This window comes from Tahibacter amnicola (genome assembly GCF_025398735.1).
GTDB lineage: Bacteria > Pseudomonadota > Gammaproteobacteria > Xanthomonadales > Rhodanobacteraceae > Tahibacter > Tahibacter amnicola.
Map to the genome: position 1 here is coordinate 2,152,237 of NZ_CP104694.1, position 20,159 is coordinate 2,172,395.

The following is a 20,159-nucleotide window of genomic DNA, read 5'->3' on the forward strand; positions in this document are numbered from 1 at the left end:
TCTGAGTACAGACGGTCTCTCACAACAATAACCAGGGTGACCCCATGCACAATCCAAACCCGCCCGTCCGGCGCGGGGCGAGGGCGCTTTTGCTCATTGCTGCCTGCGCAGCGGTGTTCGCGACGAGCGACGCCGTTGCCGCGACGGCGCCGATGCCTTCGCCCGCCGCCATCGCGGCACAACGTACGGCTGACAACCACCTTTCGACGCGTCGCGTGTCGCCGAGAGATCTTCCGCCAATCGGCGAGGTTTCGCGTACCGCGTTCGACTACAACCTCTCGCCGCATGCCGATTCACGACCGGCCCCGCCGGCAGTCCGGCAGGCCTGCGACTTCACCGCGCTGGCCAATGCGACCGATGCGGCCTTCGTCAGCGCCGTGCGCGCATCGCCCATCGATTGCGTGAATGGCGATCTGTTCGCGCCGCCCGCGGACCAGGCGCTTGCTATCTTCGGCGAAGCAAAGATGATTGCCGTCGCGAATGCCATGCAGGGTGACGCGGCAACCTATCCTGGCGACAACACGCACCAGATGCGCCAGCTGGTGATGTTCCTGCGCGCCGGCTATTACGTGCAGTGGCAGCATCGCGATGAACCCGGCTGGGCCTACACCGGGGCGCTCAAGAGCGCGGCCGGCAACGCTATCGCCGCCTTCGGCGCCAACTCGCACTTCCTGGATGTCAACGAAGGCCACGGCGTGATCCTTGGCGAGGTGATCACGCTCATCCACAGTTCCCATACCTTCGGCCAGAACGTGGGGCTGATGCGTCGCCTGCTCGACGCCTATGGCCCATCCTTCAGTGGCTGGGCGATGCGCAACTCGATCACCTCGGCGCACAACGTGCTGTACAACGGCCGCGACGATGCGGAATTCCAGGCCGCTGTCCGGGCCGACCCGCAGATCATCGTCTCGCTGGCCAACCTGATCATCAACCAGCGCAACGACCTGGGTGATCCCGCGGCCGGTTATCCGGAAACGGCCGATGCGCCGCGCCAGTACATCCTGATCGATTCCGTGCGCGAGCTGACTCGCTTCACCGACGCCGCTTACGGCGCCACGCGCGATGTCGGCCGTGCGCAGGTCAAGCGCATCATCGACCAGTTCCCCCTGGTCGGCCGCGGTGGCGTGCTGAAGGTGGTGGCAGCCTCGGTCGTCGACCCATGGAACTACGACGAGGGCAATTGCAGCTATTACGGCGTCTGCGGTTTCCATGATGAGCTCGACCAGAACCTGCTTGCCGCACCGGTGGACTGCGGAACGTCGATCCGGATCCGTGCGCAGGGACTGACGCCGTCGCAGCTCACGTCGGCCTGCCAGACCATGCAGGCCGAGGAGAATTTTTTCCACACGAAGCTCCAGACCAACCGGCAGCCGGTGGCGAATGACAACAACGCGGTGCTGGAAGTCGTGGTGTTCAACACGGCCGATGACTACCGCACCTACTCTTACGTCATGTTCGGCAATGCGACCAATAACGGCGGTATCTACCTGGAGGGCGACCCGGCGGCGCCGGGCAATGTGCCGCGCTTCTTCTGCTATGAGGTATACCGCGCCTGGGGTATCTGGAACCTCACCCACGAATACGTGCATTACCTCGACGGCCGTTTCAACATGCACGGCAACTTCTGCAACAACTACCCGACCGGGGACCGCTGCGGCGTCCCGACGGCGCCGCGCGAATCCGCGGTCTGGTACATGGAAGGGATCGCGGAGTACATCGCGTTCTCCTTTGCCAACGAGCCGTCGTTCCGCGCGCCCTGGGCGGCCCTGAACGAGGATGCGGACCTGGCCCGCGTACTGCGGATGGACTACGACTCGTCAAACCTGTACGGCTGGGGCTACCTGGCCACGCGCTACCTGTTCGAGCACCAGCGCGAGAAGTTCGATGCTGTCGTGAGCCTGTTCCGCGCCGGCAGCTACGTGCCGGGCTACGGCAACTGGCAGGACGCAATCGGCACCAGCCTCAACGGGGAGTTCGCCAACTGGGTGGACTGTTACCTCGAAAGCAACGGCGACATGAACGGTCAGTGCGTGCCTGATCGTCTCTTCCAGGGCACGTTCGATCCGCCGCCGCCGGCGCCCGAATGCACCAGCAGCGATCCGCACACCATCGAGGGCAACTGCCGTCGCAGCAATATCGCTTCGAGCACATCGACCTACTTCTGGGTCTGGGTGCCGGGCGGCAGCCAGGTGCTGACGGTGCTTACCAGCGAAGGCACCGGTAACGCGGACATCTACGTGGGCTACAACCGCTGGACCAGCCCCACCGATTTCGATGCGCGCTCGATCGGCCCGGACAACACCGAGAACCTCACCATCTATGCACCCGCCATGGGCTGGTGGCATATTCACGTCAAGGCGCAGACCGCGTTCACCGGCCTGAGCGTCTTCGCGAAAGTGGAATAGCGACAGGCAGCACCCACGCCGCACGCCGGCGTGGGTGCGACGCCCCGCGCGTCACGGCACAGGGTCGACCACAACGGCTGCGGGAAGGGCGTAGGCGGCCAGCGTGGTCCCGGATTCGGCCGCATACTCCAGCAGCAGTGTGGGCGGCTGCGCCGCGAATACTGCGCGTTGCACGCCGGCTACCGGCAGAGTCGCGACGAGGCGGCGCGCAGCGGCATCGTACACATCCACGTGGTCCGAATAGATGGCCGCGCCGAGGGAGCCGCCGAGCGACACCACACGTACGAGCGTGCTGGCGGGATCGCCGTTCACCGGCGTGGCGAGCGGGCGTGGAAAGAGGTGGTCCCACAGCACCGTGGTCGTTGCCGTGGACGTATCGCTTCGTTGCACGCGCACGCTGTTGAAATAGCTTTGCGTCCACAGATAGGCCCCCGCTGCGGGCGGTGGCAACGGATGGCCGGTCGGCGCCAGGTGGTTGGGCGTGGAGAATTCCTCACCTTCGAAATCGGTGAACTCCATGATCTGCGTACCACGGTCGATGGCGTGCAACGTGCCGACATAGCCGGCCTGGCTGGTGGTGGCGTCGACCGTGCGCGACTTCCAATGCACGAATGCGCGGCCATGACCGACTTCCAGTCGGGTGGCGCTCCAGCCCGGACGCGCGGCCACTACACGGCGCTCACCCTCGACGGCACGTAGCGCGACCGTATCGCCCTCGAAAGCCAGGACGGCAAAGGGATCGAAGACGAGGCTGGCACAGCGCTGCCGGGTGCGCGGCAGTGGCTTGGTGTCCAGAACCTTCCCGCTGGAAAGGTCGACGTGCTCCATCTGGTTGAACCGGTCGATCCACAATTCGCCGGATGCCGTCACGCCCCAGGTCTCCTGCTGGGTTTCCTCGGAGCACCGTGCAGGATCTGGATTCTCCTCGGATGGAAATTGCCTGAAACGCTCGTCCGGCAGCCGCGTCAGCGCGGTAGTGAAGCGACGAACGGCCGGTGATGCGTGGCGGTCGATGCTGCGCGCCTGTGCGGTCTCGTCTTCGATGCGGCAGGTTTCGCGGCTCCATGCGAGCGTTTCCACTTTCGCCGCTTCCAGGAGCGAGGCGGGAATGTCGAAGGCCCTCAGCTCCCCACCGCCGACCCGGCGGTAATCGGGCGTGGGCTCGGCGGGAAGCTGTGCGCGTGTCGTGGCCAGCAACTGGCGGCCGTCCGGGGTCGCGGTCAGCGAGCGGATTTCCTGCTGCAGGCGCCACGTTTTCGCCGGTTTGCCGCTGTGGCGCTCGAACACGCTCAGTGCGGAAGTCCCCGCGGTGTCGTCTTCCTCGTGGAGCAGCGCGTACCACCGTCCCAGCGGGTCGGCGGCCATCTGCACCCAGCGGCCCTGCGGCAGGGCGAGCGGCTGTGCGGTGTCCGGTCCGCACTGCTTGAGATTGACCTGGCGCAGCGTGACGGCCGCCTTGTCTGCCTCGCCAGTCCGATCAAGGACCAGGGCTAGCAGTTCGCCCGTTTGCTCGCTGAAGGTGGACTGGAAGTCGGTGGTGGTCAGGGTGGTCGTGGCCGTGCGTTCAAAGCGCAGCAGTTGCCGGGAGGCAAGGTCGAGGACGGCATAGCGCATGTCGCTCGGATCGGGCGCCCATTCCCAGTATTCACCGAAGACTCCTTCGGCCAGGAAGAGCTTGCGGTCCTGGTCGAGGAACTGCAGCTTGACGATTCGCGCGGCGGGAAACTCCTGGAGGACGGACATCGTCGTGGTGTCGATGACAACGAACCGTCCGGCGCCTGCCAGGGCAAGGCGCTTGCCGTCGCCGGACAGTGCGATGGCCAGCGTATTCCACTGGTATCCGGGATAGTCAGCGGGAAGCGCGTCGCAGGTTGCCGTCTGCCCGAGGAGCGACGACGGTATCCATTGCAAGGCGACCGCGTCGGGCGATTCCGCGGACGGCGGGCCAAAGTCGGCAATGGCAACGCAATATTCATTGAACGCGATGGCCACTTTCTGTGCACTGCGCGAGGCGGACAGCAGGCGTGGCGCACCCGGCAATTGAATCCGCTGGTCCTGATCGGGCGTCGCCAGGTTGGTCCGGTGCAGCACGCGGCTGCCGTCACTGTGCACACGCCATTCGCCATTGCCCGACAGAACCAGGGGCCAGGTGCCGGCGGCGACGACGCTGTAGGACTCTTCCTCCCCCGTCGGGCCTGCCGCCTGAAGCGGAAATGCCGTTGCCAGCAGCAGGGAAAGCAGGAAGACACGGCGTGGCGTATTCGGAGAGTGCATGGCGGTGTGCTGGCTCGGGGAGTGCGCGGCATCTTTTCGGACGGTTGTGGCATTTTCAAGGCAGGACGGGGCGGCGCAGATACGCCAGCGCCGCATCGCGCATCGCGCAAGGGGCTCTGGCATAGCCCCCTTCGGTCGAAGTATTATCCCCGCGCTGCTGCGCTCCGACTGTATCGCCAGTGGGCCGACCGCGCATTTGCGACGGTGCCGGCCGGAACGCCCGCAGTGCCGTGACCGGTTTTCTCCCGGAGTGGCGATCGAGGCATGGAAATGGAGAAGTGGCAATGTCAATTCCGTCTACGTTGTCCGAGCTCAAGCAGTCGGCCATCGAACGTATGCGCAATTACCAGGAGAGCGTCAACGGGCCTTCATCCAGCATGGTCCGCTATGTCGGCAAGTGCGACGTGCTGCTGGAAACCTTCCTGCAGCGGCTGGTGGAAGCAAAGGGCGATACGCCGGCGATCATGGCGGCGGCTGAAACGGCGGTGCTGGCCATCAATGCCCTGAATGACCGGGCGGATGGCGGGCTCATCGAAACCGGCGAGCGTGAAGACCTGTGTGAACTGATCGACCAGGCCTGTGCCTGGGCAGGACTGGATATCGGCGAAGGAGACGTCGCCGGCAACTGGCGCGAGTGGTGACCATCGCGGCGGCATTGTAAACACCGCAATGCAGAAGGCCACCCCGGACGGCAAACGTTCGGGCTGTCGCGGCGGTGCACGGACGCAGGCGTCAGCCGCTGACGGGTGCCAGCAGGTCGGTGCGCAGGTGGCGAGTCAATCCGCGCTCGCCCGCGGCCATCACACCCTGGTGATTCCACTCGAAAACCGGCCGCGCCAACCGCGCGATGCGCTGCATCCAGCGCTTCTCCAGTTCGACGCGCCAGAGGTATTCCACGGCCGTTCCGGTCCGTGTGTCGGCAAGACTCCAGCGCCCTTCGCCGCGCAGGTCGCCGCTGGCGCTGGCTCGCAGGCGTGACTGTGGCACCACTTCGACCACGTGTGTCACCAGCCGGAGCGAGTAGGGCAGGCGGCTGCTCCAGTCCAGACGGTGACAGGCGCCGACGCCGTCGCTGCCACCGGCATCCACTTCCTCGACGGCCGTCACGTAGGGCCACCAGCTGGGCCAGGCGTTGACCGAGCGGATGGCTTTCCACACGACTTCGCGCGGCGCGGGGATGTGCCAGTGAGTTACCAGTTCGAAACGGCAGGAGGACGTCATGGAAACCTCGTCGGATCGACAGCGTGCCGCCCGCACGCCCGGTGCCGGATGCCTGCCGGCACTTTCCCTACGAAGACGGCGCCAGGCGTGGATGCAGGGTGGTCTCAGGGGCCTGCTGCCGCGTCGACAATGGCGTCCCAGTAGGGCGCCTCACCGAAGCGATCGGCCAGGAATGCGATGAAGGCGCGCACTTTCGCCGGAACGTTGCGGCGGGATGGATATACCGCGCTCAGCTCCAGGGGCGGCCGCTGAAACGGTTGCAACAGGGGAACCAGTTCGCCGCGCTCGACGGCCGGAGCGATGATGAAGGTGGGCAGGTAAGCCACGCCATGGCCGGCGATGGCGGATTCGCGCAACGCACCGCCGTTGTTGACCCGCAGTACTGAGGCAACCTCGACGCTGAATGCTTTTCCGGTGTCGGGTTGGATAAAGCTCCAGTAGGTGCGTTCGTCCAGGTTGCTGTAGGCCAGTCCGCGATGGCCGGCGAGATCTTCCGGGGTGGCTGGCGTGCCGTGCCTGCGCAGATAGTCCGGGCTGGCGCAGACGGCATGGCGGATGGTGGCGATGGGGCGTGCGACAAGCGAGGAGTCTTTCAACCGGCTGATCCGGATGGCGAGATCAAAGCCTTCGTTGATCAGGTCCACGAAGCGGTCGTTGAGATCCAGGTCCACCCGCATCTGGCGGTGGCGATCCAGAAACTCGCCGATTACCGGCGCCAGATGCAGCACGCCGAACGACATCGGCGCGGCCACGCGCAGCGCGCCGGTAGGTTCGGTGCGCGCGGCGGAGGCGATGGCCTCGGCCTCGTGCAGGTCGGCCAGGATGCGCACCGCGCGTTCATAGAACTCCTGGCCGGGTCCCGTCAGGCTGATGCTGCGCGTTGAGCGTTGCAGGAGTTGGGCGCCCAGGCGGTCTTCCAGCTCCCGGATGCGTCGGCTGACCGCGGACTTGACCACACCCAGGCGATCGGCCGCGACACCGAAACCGTGTGCGTCGACGACGGCGACAAAGGTGCGCAGGTCTTCGTAGCGGTCAGCCATCGTTCTCTCGCGGTGCACAGCGTGTGCTCAAAATAACACCAATAATGTCAATGACATAGGCCTATGATGCAGCAGTCGGCGGCGGGCCGGCCACACTGCCGGGTGGGTCCGCAGCCCCGCTACGCCATCCGCAGCATCCATTATTCCCCTGGGAGAACGCCATGAAACGACAGCCCCTCCATCGACGCTTTCCATCCGCCCTGTTTGCAGCGGTCATCGGTGTCGCCGCCACAAGCGCCCTGCCGCCCGCCGCGGCGGCCGAGCCTGTCTGGGATGCCAATACCGTCGAGCTGGTCAGCCACACCCTGGCGCCGGACGTGTACGCGATGATTCCGCGCAATGCCGCCGAGGCGGCCAACGGTGTCGCCTTGGCCACCACCAGCGGCATCGTCGTCGGCAGCAAAGGCGTGCTGGTAGTCGACACCATGATCAACGAGCGCCTGGCGCGACAGGTTCTCGATCGCGCGAAGCAGGTGTCGAAGCAGCGTGTCCGCTATGTCGTCAACACCAGCTACCACGGCGATCATTCCTACGGGAACTTCTATTTTCCGCCGACGACGACGGTGATCCAGCATGCCGCCACACGCGACTACATCGGCCAGCACTTCGCCGAGGACGTCGCCTTCATGGAAGGCGCGTTCGGCAAGGGACGCGGAATCGACAAGATCCAGCCGCGGGCCGCGGACGTGATGATTCCCGCCGGTGGAAAGCTCACCCTGGACCTGGGCGGCAAGACGGTGCACCTGATCGACTTCGGATTTGCCCAGACCGGCGGCGATGTTTTTGTCTGGGTGCCCGATGCCAGGGTGATGTACACGGGCAATCCCGTGATCGCGCCCAGGCCGTCGCTGCCATGGCTGCTCGACGGGCACGTGGAAGACACCCTGGCGACGCTGCGTCGCGTGCATGAGTTCCTGCCGGCGGACGCGAAGATTGTTCCCGGACACGGCCCCGTCATGGAGCGCGGCGACCTCGCCTGGCATATCGACTATCTCGCCGCGTTGACGACGCAGGTCAAGCGCGGGGTGGCAGAGGGCAAATCGCTGGAGCAAGTCGTGGCGCAGACCACGCTGCCCGAATTCCAGGGGTATGCGATTCGCGGCTGGGTGCACGACCAGATCAACGTGCCGGCCGCGTTCAAGGAGTTTTCGAAGAAGCCGTGACGAGGCAGGTCGCCCCTATTCGCCGGTGGATTGCCCGGCCTGGCGAATGGCTTCCTCTACGACATTCAGGTGACGCACGGCCACATGTTCCGGTGGCAGGCCTGCGCTGCGCTGCCGTGCGTCGAGCACGGCAGCGTGCAACCAGTGCCGCAATGCCGGCGTGTTCATCAGGCGTCCGACCAGACAGGTCTGGGTGAGCTCCGGGTGATTCATGCGGCAGCCGCCGAACAGTTCCGTCGCCTGGACCAGCAGGTCATCCGAGGGTTTGAGGGCCGCGCGCCCCTTTGCCAGCAGCGGCGCCGGCAAGCGCGAGAAATAGTCGCCGGCGCGCTCCGCCGTTTGTAGCAGCGCAATGCCGTGGCCGGGGGGATTGGCCGCCAGGAATGCATCCCGGTGGCGTGCGGCAACAGCAACCACCCGCGCGGACGATGCGGCATCCAGCTCGGGCAAGTCGGCCGGAAGCGCATGCTGCGGACTGCTGGTGCGAAAGGCCAGCGTGATGCGGTGAAGCGATCTGTCCTGCGCCGTCACGAGCAGTTGCTCGTCGTGCGGCTCGCTTGTCATCGGGATCAGCCGAAGCGGCACATCGCGTGACTCGCCGGACTGGTTGACCCGTATCAGGTCGGGGATCGCGGTATCCCAGGTGATGCGGACGCTGACGGTGGCGGGAAGGATCCCCGGTGCGTCGCAGTCCATCCAGGCGCCGTCTGCGGCAATCCGCAAGGGGAGCGGACGCTGCTGGACATCCGCGCAATGCCAGCCGGTCCGCTGGAGGCTGGCATGGAGGTCGGGCAGTGAGCTGGCATCGACCGTGTTGCCGTTCCACGGCGGAGCACCGTCACTTACCAACGCTTCCATCTGCGCGCGGCAGGCCGCATCCAGTGACTTGGAGTACAAAGGGCAATTGTGGTAAATGCCATTTCTGTCGATCGTGAGAACGACGTGGTTCGTCATTGCGGCCACATCGGCGCCGGCCAGCCGTTCACGCTGGCTCGCCAGCTGGAACAGCGGCGTGAGGTCCTTGGGCAGCTCCGGCGCACAACCGGTGAGCAGCAGCAGCGCCAAGACGCCGATACCCCTGCGCAGGCGTCGATTCATGGGCAGGCTCCTTCGGCGACGCTGAAGGGCTCGCGATAGCGGTTGTTGCCGCACTTGCAGACCTTGTGCGGCCCATCGGCACGTTCATCCAGATCGGTCCAGCAATGGAAATTGGCGATGCTGACGCCGGCCTGGAACCCGCGCGTGGGTTGGGCAGCAATGACGGGCGTGTCGAACCCGCGCACCCGGCCCTGCGCAAACCCGCGGGAGACGAGTGTCGTGATCGCCCATTCCTGCGCTTCGCGGGCCAGCCGCTGCGCATCGGCGTCTTCCTTCATGGATTCGGCCAACGCCGGGAAGACGGCAATGCCGCCTGTCCGGTCGTTGCCCCGGTCGATGTGATCCTGTGCGCGTTCTCCTGCGATCAGCAGCTGCACCAGGGTGTCTGGCATGGGCTGGCGGGCCGCGTCAAAGCGGGGCGTGAACGTGTAGCGGTCGTCCGCGTCGGCGTAGATCGCGGCGACGGCGGCGTGGCGCTGGAACAGCCATGGATCAGCGACCTCCACCTCGACCTGCGTCGCGCCCTGTTCGTGGGCGCGGACGAGGTATTCAATCGTGCGCCCCTGCGTGGTGTAACTGCCGGCAAGCCCGCGCGTCTGGTCGGCGACACCGGCCTTCCAGCCGGCCTGGGCGAGCGCGCTGCGGTAGCGCGAAAGAACGTCGGGCAGCGGATCCGGGTACGCCATCGTGATCGCGCGCGAACTGCCTATGAAGGTGGCAGGCGTGTGACGTGGCCAGTCGGGTGAGATCCACTGGTCTGCCGGCAGGCTATCCAGGTCGTAGCGGATATTGCCGTTACTGCGCCAGCCCGCACGCTTGACGGTCGCGCCCGGTAGCCGGAACAGCCGCGTGACCTGCTCGGCATCGTAGAAGTTCGCTGCGGAAGAGGGCGGTGGCAAGGTAGCGGGCGGTGATGCGGCCTCGCCGCGTTCGACCTGCAAGGTGGCGCCCGATCCCGTAGCGCGCAGCACGGCGCGTACGGTGTCGCCATCCTGGTCGCGCAGGTATTCCGCGGCGAGCGCACCAAAGTCATGGTCATCGCGTGGCTCGATCGTCCGCCGGAAGCCAGCCGCGGTGAGGTGCCGGTCAACGTACGTGTACATCGATTGTTTCGCGGCGGACTGGAAGTCTGCGTAGTCCGCCCCGACCGACAGGGGCAGCCAGTGTGTGTAGCTGTACGACACGGTGGCGGTCTGCACGCCTCCGGGCTTTCCGACCTTTTCGCAGGTGGTCGTCACGGCAGGAAAGTAGGGCAGGTCAGCGGTGATACCGAGTGGGGCGATGCAACTGGCGTAGTCGGCATCGGTGGTCGACCCGGTGACGGCTCCGGACAGCAGCACCAGGCTCACCGTCCAGCGGATTCGCCACCCAAGTGGTGCGCGGTGCGTGGTGCCGCCGATCCGGGCCATCGGTATGTCGTCGCAAGACCTGTTGGTGAGCGATTATGCCTCCACGCCGCTTGTTATGATCGTCCGCGCCATTGACTCCAGGAGTAGCCATGCGCGAACCGGGCCCGTGTGTGGCGAGGGTCTTTGCCCTGGCGGGTGTGCTCACTCTCGGTGGTTGCGCGTCGCCGACTGCACCAGAACAGCCCGTCACCATCACGCTGCCCGAGAGCAGTTCCATGGGCGGGCTGCAAGTCACTGCCGACGGGCGTTACGTATTGATCACCACGGCTTCTTCCCTGGTGCTCTGGGACGTTTGGGTAAACCAGATGCGCTGGCGTTCCAGCGAACGCAGCAGCGGCGTGCTCAGCCCGTCCGGACACGTGGTGTTGCTGCGCGACAGGGGGCGCGCCAGCAGCAACTGGTGCTCGTCGACACTGCGACCGGCAAACTTCGCGCAAGACTCATGGGAGATCCAGGCGTCTCGTGGCGTGTGGTGGCAACCGCATTCAGTCCGCGCGGTCGCTATGTGGCAGTCAAGAGCGTCAACATGGACCTCGCCCTCTACGAGATCGGCCAGCTCGACGCGGCCGACAGCGATAGTGGGGTGGCCGAGCTTGCGCCGCGGGTTATCCGCGAGGGCGGTGACTGGGACAAGGACGAATCGCATCGGGAGCCGGGTATCGGCTTCGCATCGGACGAGAGCGATGTGTATGCCTTCTCCAGCCGGCGATTCGTGATGGAGCGCTGGTCGACCGCCGATCCGTCGCAGCGGACCGCGCTGACAGCCTACGGGAAGGTCGGGATGATCTACCCCGGCGGCCTCACACCGGATGGCGCTATCGCCTGGAACTGCAGCTTCCATTCGATGGAGATGGCGCATACCTCACCACCTTCCATGGCGCCGATGCGCACCTACACCGTACCGGTGAAGTACCCGGAAGGCGGGTATTCCATTCGCGGCGGAAGCCTCTGCGCGGTCAGTCCGGACGGGCGCTGGGCTGCCATGGGCCTGAACAACCGCAGCGGCGACATCAAGTACGATTTCAGTCTGTCGCTCTGGGATATCGACGGCACGCCACGCCTGCACGATCTTGGACACGCCGAAGACAAAGTAGCGCCGGACCGGGTGCTGGCCGCGCAGGTGGCGGGCCTGACGTTCAGCGCCGACTCGCGCTACCTGGTAGTGGCAGATGCGCTGGCGGGGGTGCATATCTACGCGCTGGAAGGCGAACTGCGCAAAGCCAAGGTGCCTGCCGAGAAGTTGCATCTGAAGCAGATGACGTTGCCGCTCATCGCCACCGCGACCGACATTGTCGTGATCGGTGATCACGGCGGCCACATCGTCACCTGGCTGCCGATCGAACCCGCCGGCGCGAAGCCTTGAGACGCGCGGCCGCGCTACAGGCTTCGCTGCAGACGGGGCGCGTGGGCGCTGGCACTCTCGACGCGGTTGCGGCCAGCCCGTTTTGCCGCATACAAGGCGTTGTCGGCCGCATCCAGTGCTGCGGCGACGCTGCTCGCCTTCGTGCCCCACACCGCCACACCGATGCTGATGGTCACCTGCAGGCCGCTGATCGTGGTGGTTTCAATCGCGCGGCGCAGCCGCTCCGCCAGCTGTAGTGCGCGTGCTTCATCGCCGCCGGCAAACATCACCGCAAACTCCTCGCCGCCGTAGCGGTATAGCGCCATTCCCGTGTCCAGCTCCGTGCCGAGCGTTGCGGCGACCTGCGTGATCACCCGGTCGCCGACCAGGTGCCCATGCACGTCGTTGATGGACTTGAAGCGATCGACATCCATCAGCAGGACCGCGCCGCCGTCATCGCTGGCGGCCTGTTCGAATTCCTGCAGCGTCTCGTTGAACGTACGTCGGTTGAGGCAATTGGTGAGCGGGTCGCGTTCGGAGTAATAGCGCAGCATCGCCGATGCGCTTTCCTCCAGGAGTGCATAGGTATACATGAAGCCGACCAGCAGCGAGTAGCTCAGTCCGATGCGTGCCACGTCGATCCACGGCGTGAACGGCGCCACCATGGCGCAGGCATAGATTCCAAAGGCAATCATCGCCACCAGCGCCGGCTTCGGCCGCATCAGAAAGAACAGCACCGGCGGTAGCACATAGGCCCAGTAGTGGAAGGTCCGGCCCTGCTGCAGCCCGAACAGCGGCAGGTAGACCAGCACGCCGATGGTGATCCAGAAATAGATCTTCCCGCCGGTGCTGCGTGGGAGTGCGAGCAGCATCACCAGGCACACCGCAAGTACACTGAATACGGCGATCGACAGGAAGACCGAATCCTGCCGTCCGTCGCGTGCATTGAGCAGGCCCAGCACCACCATCATGCCCATGCCGAACAGGCACATCAGCAGGGCGATGCGCCAGCGCGTGCGTTCGCGCAGGAGGGTGAAGGAGTCGCGACGTTGCACCATGGTCCCCCCGGGCCACGGGATGGGGTGGGGCTATGCTACTGCGAACGGGCGCACGTGGCGCCGGTTCGTTGGTCAGTCGGACTGGCAGGAGAGCCCGGCCAGCCGATCGATACACCACTGGAAGCGGACGTGCTCCTGCTCCAGGCGCAGACCGGGCCGGATGCGGTCGTGGCGCAGATCATCGTAGAGCGCATGTTCCGGCACCGACAGCCGTCCGAGTTCAGCACGTACGGGTGTGTCTTCCTGGCCCCACGCGCTGGCGTGGGCCTCCAGTGTTGCCCGGTCCATCAGGAATGATCGTGCGGCCGGAAAACGTGCGCGCAGCTGATCCAGGATGGCAAAACCGTGGGTATCGATATCGCCCCAGTAGAAGAGGGTAGAGCGGGTGAGCCAGTCCGCCGATGCGAGTCCCTCCCAGCCATACCCCGCGCCGAAAAGGATCATTGCGCCTGAAACGGGCGGGAACGCCAGAAAGTTGGTTTCATTCTCGGTGATGAATACCCGCTGCAGAGGCAGATCCAGGCGGCTGAACGAGTGCTCGTCGAGGGTGATGTCGGCGCCCGGCGCGCCCGGGATAAGACTCACCTGCGGGTCAAGCAGCCGGAAACGAAGCCGGACAGGCTTTTCCCGGAAGCCGTAACGCGCGGAGAAGTGCCCGACACCAGTTCGCGCGGAATTGATCTGATCGGCAGGCAGGACGAGGTCAAGCAGCTCTGCCAGTACGCGCCGGTGGGATTCGATGAACTTGGAGTGCACGCCTGGCAGATCGACCTGGCGCAAGTAGATGCCTGGTCTTGGCGTGTCACGCAGCCAGCGCACGACCGCCAGGAGGCGCGACCAGTCCGGGGCCAGCGCCAAGGCTTCGAGGGGACGTTTCTCCAGCCAGCTTACGGCCGCCGGGCATTCCTTGCGCGTTGTCGCGATGATGTCCCTGAATTGCGCGATCTCTTGCTGCTTGCCCAGCCACGCAACAGCGCCATCGAGCGAATCGATCCAGGCGCCGCAGGGAAGGCGCTGCGTACCCTGGACGCGATGGCGGATTTCGGTCCACTCCAGCCGAATCGGTGCGCCAGCGGCCAGACCGGATGCCCAGGCGCGGACCGCGTCGAAACGCTCGGTGATGTCGCGGGTATCCGGTGTACGCAGCGCGATTCGCAGGGGAAACTGCGAAGCTTCCCGCAGAAGGTCGCGCAAGAGTTCGCCCTTCTCCCATCGGCGCTCGAGCTGAGATCGGATGTCTGTGACATCGGACCACCTCATGCCGTCGTCTCGCCTGGCACCGCTGCAGCCTGGGCCGATTTCTGCGCGCGATACTCCTCGATGGACAGATTCCGCAATTGGGATGCGCGGCCGCCCTCGTTGTGCACAAAACCCACACTGGATACATAGGGCTCGATGATGTGGATCTTCTGCAGTGGTGTCACGATCAGAAGCTGCAGGTTGAGCTGGCGGAACAGCTTCAACCCATATTGGGCGGATTCGTCTGATCCGCGTCCGAACGCTTCATCGATGACGACAAAGCGGAATGAACGGGATCGGACGGCGCCCCATTCAAGACCAAACTGGTACGCCAGACTTGCAGCCAGGATGGTGTACGCCAGCTTCTCCTTCTGGCCCCCTGATTTTCCGCCGGAGTCGGAATAGTGCTCGTGTTCGGCGTGGTCTTCACGCCAGCGCTCGCTGGCGGCGAACAGGAACCAGTTGCGCACGTCGGTGACCTTGGCCGTCCAGCGGCGGTCCAGTTCCGTCACGCCGTCGCGGCCGCGGAAGCGATCGATGATGGCCTTCACCTGCAGGAACTTGGCCTCGGAGTATTGCGCGTCTTCCGACCCAGTCACCGCACCTTCCGTACAGGCCCGCAATTCCTGCTGGAAGTCGCGGATCTCCGCATCCGGGCTGCCTTGGGATTCGAGCACGATGTAGCGGCCGGGGTTGTAGTCGATCTCGCCCAGCGACTTGTTGATATGCGTGATGCGGTCTTTGATCGTTTCGCGCTCGCGCGCGAGCTGCGCGTTGAAGTTGGCGATTTCGTTGATCGTGTTGACGTTGAGCAATTCCTTGAACCGCGTGACAAATCGCGGCAGGTCGTCGCGATTGAGCTGGGCGAGCAGATTCTCATATTCGAATGCCGCTTCGAGACTGGCGTCGATGTCGGCCGTTTCCAGCTTGAATGCTTCCTTGAACGTCACCATGGCCTTGATGATTTTCTCGGCCAGACGCTTGAGACGGAGATCTTCCGCATCGATCCGCGATTGCAGCCAGGCGCGCATTTCCTGTTCGCGATTGCCGCACGACTCCACGGTAAGTGAATGGTCGCCCAGCGCTTGTTGGCGCATGGCGTCCAGGGCTGCGGCCAGGGACGGATCGGGTGTCGATTCGACGAGCAGCTCCGCGGTCTGACGTTGCAGCTCTTCGGCATCGGCGCGACGCTGCTCCAGGCGCGCCCGCTTGTCACGGGCGTCCCGCCGATCCAGTTCAGATTGCTTGAGCCGCTGCTGCAGCTGGCGCAGCTGCTCGTTCAACTGCTTGAGTACATCCGACGCGGATTCGAGGCGTTCGCGTTCGTCCACCAGCTGGGCAATCGTCGTGGCTACGCTGGCCCAGTCCAGCTCGTCGAACGCGACGAACTCCTCCAGGCGTGTCAATGCATCCAGGCGTGATTCCAGGCTCTTGCGCAATTGCTGCACCTCGGCGATACGCTGGCCGGTATCCGCGAGCCGGCCTTCCAGCTGGCGGCGCTTGGTTTCCAGCGCGGCGAGCTTGGCCGTATTGCTCCAACCCAGGACGTAGCGGCTGCGATCGTCAATGCGGTGCCGGTCGTCCTTCTCGTGACGGCCGCTCGGATCCTTGATCTGCCCGGCACGCGTGATCGCCCGCGTTTCGCGACGGAACTGTTCCTGCGTCGCGCAGCAGGCGACATCGAAGCGGTGGGCGAGCTCGCGCTCCAGCCAGTCATAGTGTGGCGAGTCGGGTTTGACGGAGAGCTTGCTGACAAGCGAATCACGATGCAGCGTCGGCAGCTCGGCGGACCGGCGCGGCCGTACATGGAAATAGACCAGGCGTCCCCGCAGGTGGCTTGCATCGACCCACTCGGAAACCGTCTTGTAGTGTGCATCAGATACCAGAAGCGAAAGGCCAAATCCGCGGAGAAGTCGTTCCGCCGCGCCTTCCCAGTCGCGCGCCTCGTCACGCACCTGGATCAGCTCGCCGGCGAAGGGCATGTCGGTTTCGCCCAGCCCCAGTGCCTCGCAGAGCGCTGCACGAATTTGCACTTGCTGGTAATCGATATTGCTTCGCCGGCGCTTGAGGCTGTCGATCTCGGCGCTGAGCGCGTCGTGCTCCTGCTTGCCCTGGCTCAGGGCGACGGCATGTTCGGTCAGGCTGTTCTGCAGGTCTGCGTCGTTGGCACGCTCGGTATCCCGCAGTGCCTTGAACTGGTGTCGTTGGGCCAGGAACTGGCTGCTGTCCGCCGCACCGGGCTCGCCAAGCACGTTGACCAGCCCGATGTAGCGTTCGTACTTGGCGCGGCGGGCATCGCGGAGTTGCTCGTTCTTGCGGATCTCGACCGACAGGCGCTCAAGCCGGTCGCCGCCACTGTCGCTGATCGCCTGCCTGAGCTCGTCGATTTGGGCGACCTGTTCGTCGCAGACGGCATCCAGCCGTTGTACCAGGCTGTCGGCACGTATCCACTCCTCAGCCAGCTGTGCCAGGCGCCGGGTGACCAACGCCTGTTTCAAAGTGCCGAAATAGCCGCGCAGTGCATCGCGGGAGTGACGCAGCATCTGCATGTCGTCGACGAGCAAGGCGTGTCGCGCGCAGTCGGCGACCAGGGGCGTCAACCAATCGACCTGTTGCTGTGCCTTGAGGACCGCCTCATGGGCGCGGTTCAGGTCGTCGAAGTGGCTGATCAGCGCCTGGATCCGCGGCGCCACCTCGAACGGTTCGAGCATGTGGCTGCGGACGAAATCCGTCAGATTGCCGACCGACTTCATGGATACCGTCTGGTGGAACAACTCCAGCGCCTGCTCGTTCTCGATGCCGAAGCGGCGCCGGAACCAGGCTGCGTAGGGCGGGAAACTGTCGTGCAGCTCCGCGCCGGTCGTACGCAGCTTCTTGCGGAGCTGGGCGATATCGGTGCCGAACTGGGAGAAGTCGGATGCGATGGACAAACCGCGTTCGGCACCGAGGAAGAAGCGGGCCGGTTGACCCTGGGCATCTTTGAGCCAGAACACCTGGGCCAGGCTGACGGTCTGGTCGTATCCCGCATTGTGGAAAACGCCGAGTATGACCGAATAGCTGTTGTGGTCGCGCAGGGATACGGGTTTGGCGGTACCCGTCACTTCGTTGCGCTCGGACTTGTAATGACCCAGCACGTAGGAACGCAGGCTGCGTTCCTTGTTGTCTGCGCCGGCGGCCTTGTTGTAGGCGATACGATGCGCAGGAACGAGCAGGGTCGTGATCGCGTCCACCAGGGTGGATTTTCCGGAGCCGATGTCGCCGGTGAGAAGTCCGTTGAGGCCGTCCAGTTGCAGCGTCCAGACACGCTTGTCGAAGGTGCCCCAGTTGTAGACTTCCAGGCGGGACAGGCGAAATCCGGAACGCGTGTCGTCCGCGATGAAATCCAGGCCCGCCATGTGCGGGTCGGCGACCTTCCTCACGTGCGTACCCCTGAGTTGGCGAGCTGGTTCTGGTAGTTGGAAAGGCGGGCATCAAACTCGGCGAGCCATTGCGCGTCGACGAAGGCTTTCAGGATGCGGCGGACCTCGTAGTTCGTCGGAGCGGACGTGCCTGTCGAGGGTTTCAGGCGGTGCAGGAAGCCAAGATCGACGACCTTGTTGATGGTCGCTTCCATCTGGTCGATCAGCCGGGCTTCGTTGGGTCCGTCCGGCAGGAATACGCGAACCAGTTCCACAATGTCGTCCCGGCTCAACACCAGGCGCGTGTCGCTGCCGCCGGCGTCAAATTCCGCGAGCTTCTTGCGTAGCAGGGCCAGCAGCAGACTCACTGCGTAAGTCAAGGGACGCCGGGCGATGAGTCGGGGCAGGCGCGGTGAAGGATCGTCCTCGCCGGGCTCTGCGCGGCTCTTGAGGAAGGCATATCCCTCGGCTTCGTCAAGGATCAGCTCCAGGTTCAGGACCGCGACGTAGTCGCGTATCCGGGCTTGCAGACGCAGCAAGGCGCTCCAGAGCGGTTCGTCGTCTTCCCGGTACTGGACGCGCTTGAGCAAGCCGATCAGCAGTACCGACAAATCCGGGGCGGAGGATGTGGCCGGCGGCGTGAATGATTCGTCCATGGGAGTTCCGGCTTGCCTCAGCGCAGGAAGAGGATGCGCGGCACGTCGGCGCGCCGCGTAACGGGGTGGCCGTCATCACCGCAGGCTTGCCAGGTGATGGTGTCCGTGACGGATTCATCGGTGACGCTGCGGAAAATTTCGTTACTTAGCTGAAGGTAGGCGACCAGCTCGGCGAGTCCGTGCTCCAGTGGTTGCGTCGTGATGAGTTCGCGCAAGCTGATCTGAGTTCGTTCCTGCAGCGCGTTGCGGATATGCCGGGTAAGGCGCGCCCTGTCCACGACGACCTGGGTGAACAGGACGGATGCGTCGACATTCATTTCGCCGCTTTGCAGAACGGCATCCGTGATCGTCGGCTTGATGGCCGGCGTGAACATTGGCCGTTCCATCGCCAGCTCGATATCGGACGTGATATCGGCGACCGTCGTGACGGTACCGTCCGGCGGTTCCTGGCGCAGGGCGATCGCCTTGCTTTCAATGCCGTGCAGGATATCCATGATGCGCCGGTTTTCCAGCCAGACCTGGTCGTCGAGAAATCGCCGCAACTGCTGCGACAGTTGCGCGACCGTGCGCTGGGTGTGCTCGCCTGCCTCCATCCAGTCGTAGTGGATGCGGCGAAGGCGCATGTCGGGCTCCAGCTCCTGCACGGCGCCCAGGTTGAGCGCGTGATCGAGCAGTTGCGACAGTTCTTCCTGTCGACGGCTGGAGAGCAGGAAATCCCAGAACGCGCGAAAGCTCTTGCCCTGGTCTGATTCGGCAATCGTGTCGCGTTCGCCGATGATCTCTTCCAGCAGGGCGCCCTTGCTGCCTTCCCACAGGGCAATTCTTTCGCGGACGCGCCGGTCGAGCTGGCGGAAGTTGTGTTCCACTTCGCGAAAGTCGGCCAACAGTTCCCGTGCGCCTTGCGTGAATTGCAGAAAGCGGTCTTTCAGTGATGTGTCATCAAGAACCGGAATGTCGCCATCGGCCACACGGGCAATCTCCGCATCGATGGCCTGACGTTTTTTCCGGAGTTCGTCGATGCGCTTTTCCGGATCGGTTTCAGTTCCGTCGCGCATCTGTTCAAGCAGATGAAACAAGGTGAGCAGGCGGGATTCAGTGCCGACGAACTGCCGCTCGGCCAGTTGCGTCAGCCACGCGATCGCCTTTTCGGTAGCCGGCGTGAGGTCGAACTGGGCTTCGTCGGTTCCGGGCCGGTAGTATTTGCGCAGCCACCCCTTGTCGGCGGCCGCCCAGTCATTGAGGTAGTGCAGCGCAGGGCGCGGAAAGGCTTCGTCGCCGTTGCGCTGACGCAGGGCGAACAGTTCGTCTTCCAGTGCCTCGGCGAGGTCAGTTTCGGCGACCGCGCGCACATTGGGCGCGACAAAGACCCGGTGCAGGAAACTGGCCACGAGGGCTGCGTGATCGGAACGAAGCAACCTCCACGCGGGATGGTGCGCGCGCAGTGCGTCGAGAGTGGCGTAATCCAGTGTCACTGGGCGCAGAATTCCGGAAACTACTTCGCTGTGAAGCCGCTCGCGCCAACGTGAGAGCGGGCAGTGCGGAACATCCGGCAGTTTAGCGCGACCGGTCCGCCCCGGCGTGGTTTCCCACCGGCCGAAGCCGTCCGGAGGTGCGTGACGTCACGGTTGCTGAGGAGTAATCCGAACTCGCCTTCCGCGACGGTACCGAGTAGCCGGCGTGCCGTGCCGCAGGCGAAAAAAAACCCGAGCTTTTCGGCTCGGGTTCTTCATTGGTGGAGCGGAAGGGGATCGAACCCTCGACCTTCGCATTGCGAACGCGACGCTCTCCCAGCTGAGCTACCGCCCCAATGAATCGTTCGCGCTGGCGTGCCAGCGCGAAGGGGGCGCATAGTACAT

Annotated in this window: 15 protein-coding genes and 1 tRNA gene; 4 read left to right on the forward strand and 12 right to left on the reverse strand. The window is 64.6% G+C overall.

What is annotated here, in order from left to right:
- Positions 1-44: 44 nt before the first annotated feature.
- Complete coding sequence (locus N4264_RS09165; RefSeq protein ID WP_261696735.1) at positions 45-2,405, forward strand: M9 family metallopeptidase; 2,361 nt, start codon at positions 45-47, stop codon at positions 2,403-2,405.
- 51 nt (positions 2,406-2,456) lie between these two features.
- On the opposite strand, the gene N4264_RS09170 is transcribed toward N4264_RS09165, so the two are convergent.
- Positions 2,457-4,964, reverse strand: a complete 2,508-nt coding sequence (locus tag N4264_RS09170) for a hypothetical protein (RefSeq protein WP_261696736.1) — start codon at positions 4,962-4,964, stop codon at positions 2,457-2,459.
- Between N4264_RS09170 and N4264_RS09175 the strand changes: the two genes are divergently transcribed.
- Positions 4,964-5,320 carry a hypothetical protein gene (locus tag N4264_RS09175; protein ID WP_261696737.1) on the forward strand — a complete coding sequence of 119 codons (357 nt, stop codon included), beginning with the start codon at positions 4,964-4,966 and terminating at the stop codon, positions 5,318-5,320. The genes N4264_RS09170 and N4264_RS09175 overlap by 1 nt on opposite strands.
- Before the next feature lie 91 nt (positions 5,321-5,411).
- Here N4264_RS09175 and N4264_RS09180 read toward each other — a convergent pair whose 3' ends face one another.
- Both N4264_RS09180 and N4264_RS09185 read right to left on the reverse strand, forming a co-directional pair.
- Entirely contained in the window at positions 5,412-5,900 is a 489-nt protein-coding gene (locus N4264_RS09180) for an SRPBCC family protein (RefSeq protein WP_261696738.1), read from the reverse strand.
- A 104-nt stretch (positions 5,901-6,004) separates the two neighbouring features.
- A complete protein-coding gene (locus tag N4264_RS09185) occupies positions 6,005-6,940 on the reverse strand; it encodes a LysR family transcriptional regulator (RefSeq protein ID WP_261696739.1) in 936 nt (311 codons plus the stop codon).
- Between the two features lie 161 nt (positions 6,941-7,101).
- Here N4264_RS09185 and N4264_RS09190 point away from each other — a divergent pair, with 161 nt between their 5' ends.
- On the forward strand, positions 7,102-8,103 hold the full coding sequence (locus N4264_RS09190; RefSeq protein ID WP_261696740.1) for an MBL fold metallo-hydrolase: 1,002 nt from the start codon (positions 7,102-7,104) through the stop codon (positions 8,101-8,103).
- A 15-nt stretch (positions 8,104-8,118) separates the two neighbouring features.
- On the opposite strand, the gene N4264_RS09195 is transcribed toward N4264_RS09190, so the two are convergent.
- The 3 genes from N4264_RS09195 to N4264_RS09205 all read right to left on the reverse strand — a co-directional run bounded on the left by N4264_RS09195 (position 8,119) and on the right by N4264_RS09205 (position 11,007).
- Positions 8,119-9,201, reverse strand: coding sequence for a hypothetical protein (locus N4264_RS09195; RefSeq protein ID WP_261696741.1), 1,083 nt, complete (start codon positions 9,199-9,201; stop codon positions 8,119-8,121).
- Positions 9,198-10,610: a hypothetical protein gene (locus tag N4264_RS09200; RefSeq protein ID WP_261696742.1), complete on the reverse strand. Its 1,413-nt coding sequence runs from the start codon at positions 10,608-10,610 to the stop codon at positions 9,198-9,200. Before N4264_RS09200 ends, N4264_RS09195 begins: the two co-directional genes overlap by 4 nt.
- Before the next feature lie 247 nt (positions 10,611-10,857).
- The gene (locus N4264_RS09205) at positions 10,858-11,007 is read right to left on the reverse strand and encodes a hypothetical protein (protein WP_261696743.1); all 150 of its coding nucleotides are present in this window, start codon (positions 11,005-11,007) and stop codon (positions 10,858-10,860) included.
- A gap of 45 nt (positions 11,008-11,052) precedes the next feature.
- On the opposite strand from N4264_RS09205, the gene N4264_RS09210 reads away from it, so the two are divergent.
- Positions 11,053-11,973: a hypothetical protein gene (locus N4264_RS09210; protein ID WP_261696744.1), complete on the forward strand. Its 921-nt coding sequence runs from the start codon at positions 11,053-11,055 to the stop codon at positions 11,971-11,973.
- 14 nt (positions 11,974-11,987) lie between these two features.
- Here the strand turns inward: N4264_RS09210 and N4264_RS09215 are convergent, their stop codons facing one another.
- The 6 genes from N4264_RS09215 to N4264_RS09240 all read right to left on the reverse strand — a co-directional run bounded on the left by N4264_RS09215 (position 11,988) and on the right by N4264_RS09240 (position 20,109).
- Positions 11,988-13,010 (reverse strand): GGDEF domain-containing protein, encoded by a 1,023-nt coding sequence (locus tag N4264_RS09215; RefSeq protein ID WP_261696745.1) that lies wholly within the window; start codon positions 13,008-13,010, stop codon positions 11,988-11,990.
- A gap of 72 nt (positions 13,011-13,082) precedes the next feature.
- Positions 13,083-14,270: a DUF3322 domain-containing protein gene (locus N4264_RS09220; protein ID WP_261696746.1), complete on the reverse strand. Its 1,188-nt coding sequence runs from the start codon at positions 14,268-14,270 to the stop codon at positions 13,083-13,085.
- The gene (locus N4264_RS09225; RefSeq protein ID WP_261697603.1) at positions 14,267-17,644 is read right to left on the reverse strand and encodes an ATP-binding protein; all 3,378 of its coding nucleotides are present in this window, start codon (positions 17,642-17,644) and stop codon (positions 14,267-14,269) included. The genes N4264_RS09220 and N4264_RS09225 overlap by 4 nt, the downstream gene beginning before the upstream one ends.
- A 20-nt stretch (positions 17,645-17,664) precedes the next feature.
- Entirely contained in the window at positions 17,665-18,303 is a 639-nt protein-coding gene (locus N4264_RS09230) for a DUF4194 domain-containing protein (protein WP_261696747.1), read from the reverse strand.
- Positions 18,304-18,320: 17 nt separating this feature from the next.
- Positions 18,321-19,769, reverse strand: coding sequence for a DUF3375 domain-containing protein (locus tag N4264_RS09235; RefSeq protein WP_261697604.1), 1,449 nt, complete (start codon positions 19,767-19,769; stop codon positions 18,321-18,323).
- Positions 19,770-20,033: 264 nt separating this feature from the next.
- A tRNA-Ala gene (locus tag N4264_RS09240) sits at positions 20,034-20,109 on the reverse strand.
- Positions 20,110-20,159: the final 50 nt, after the last annotated feature.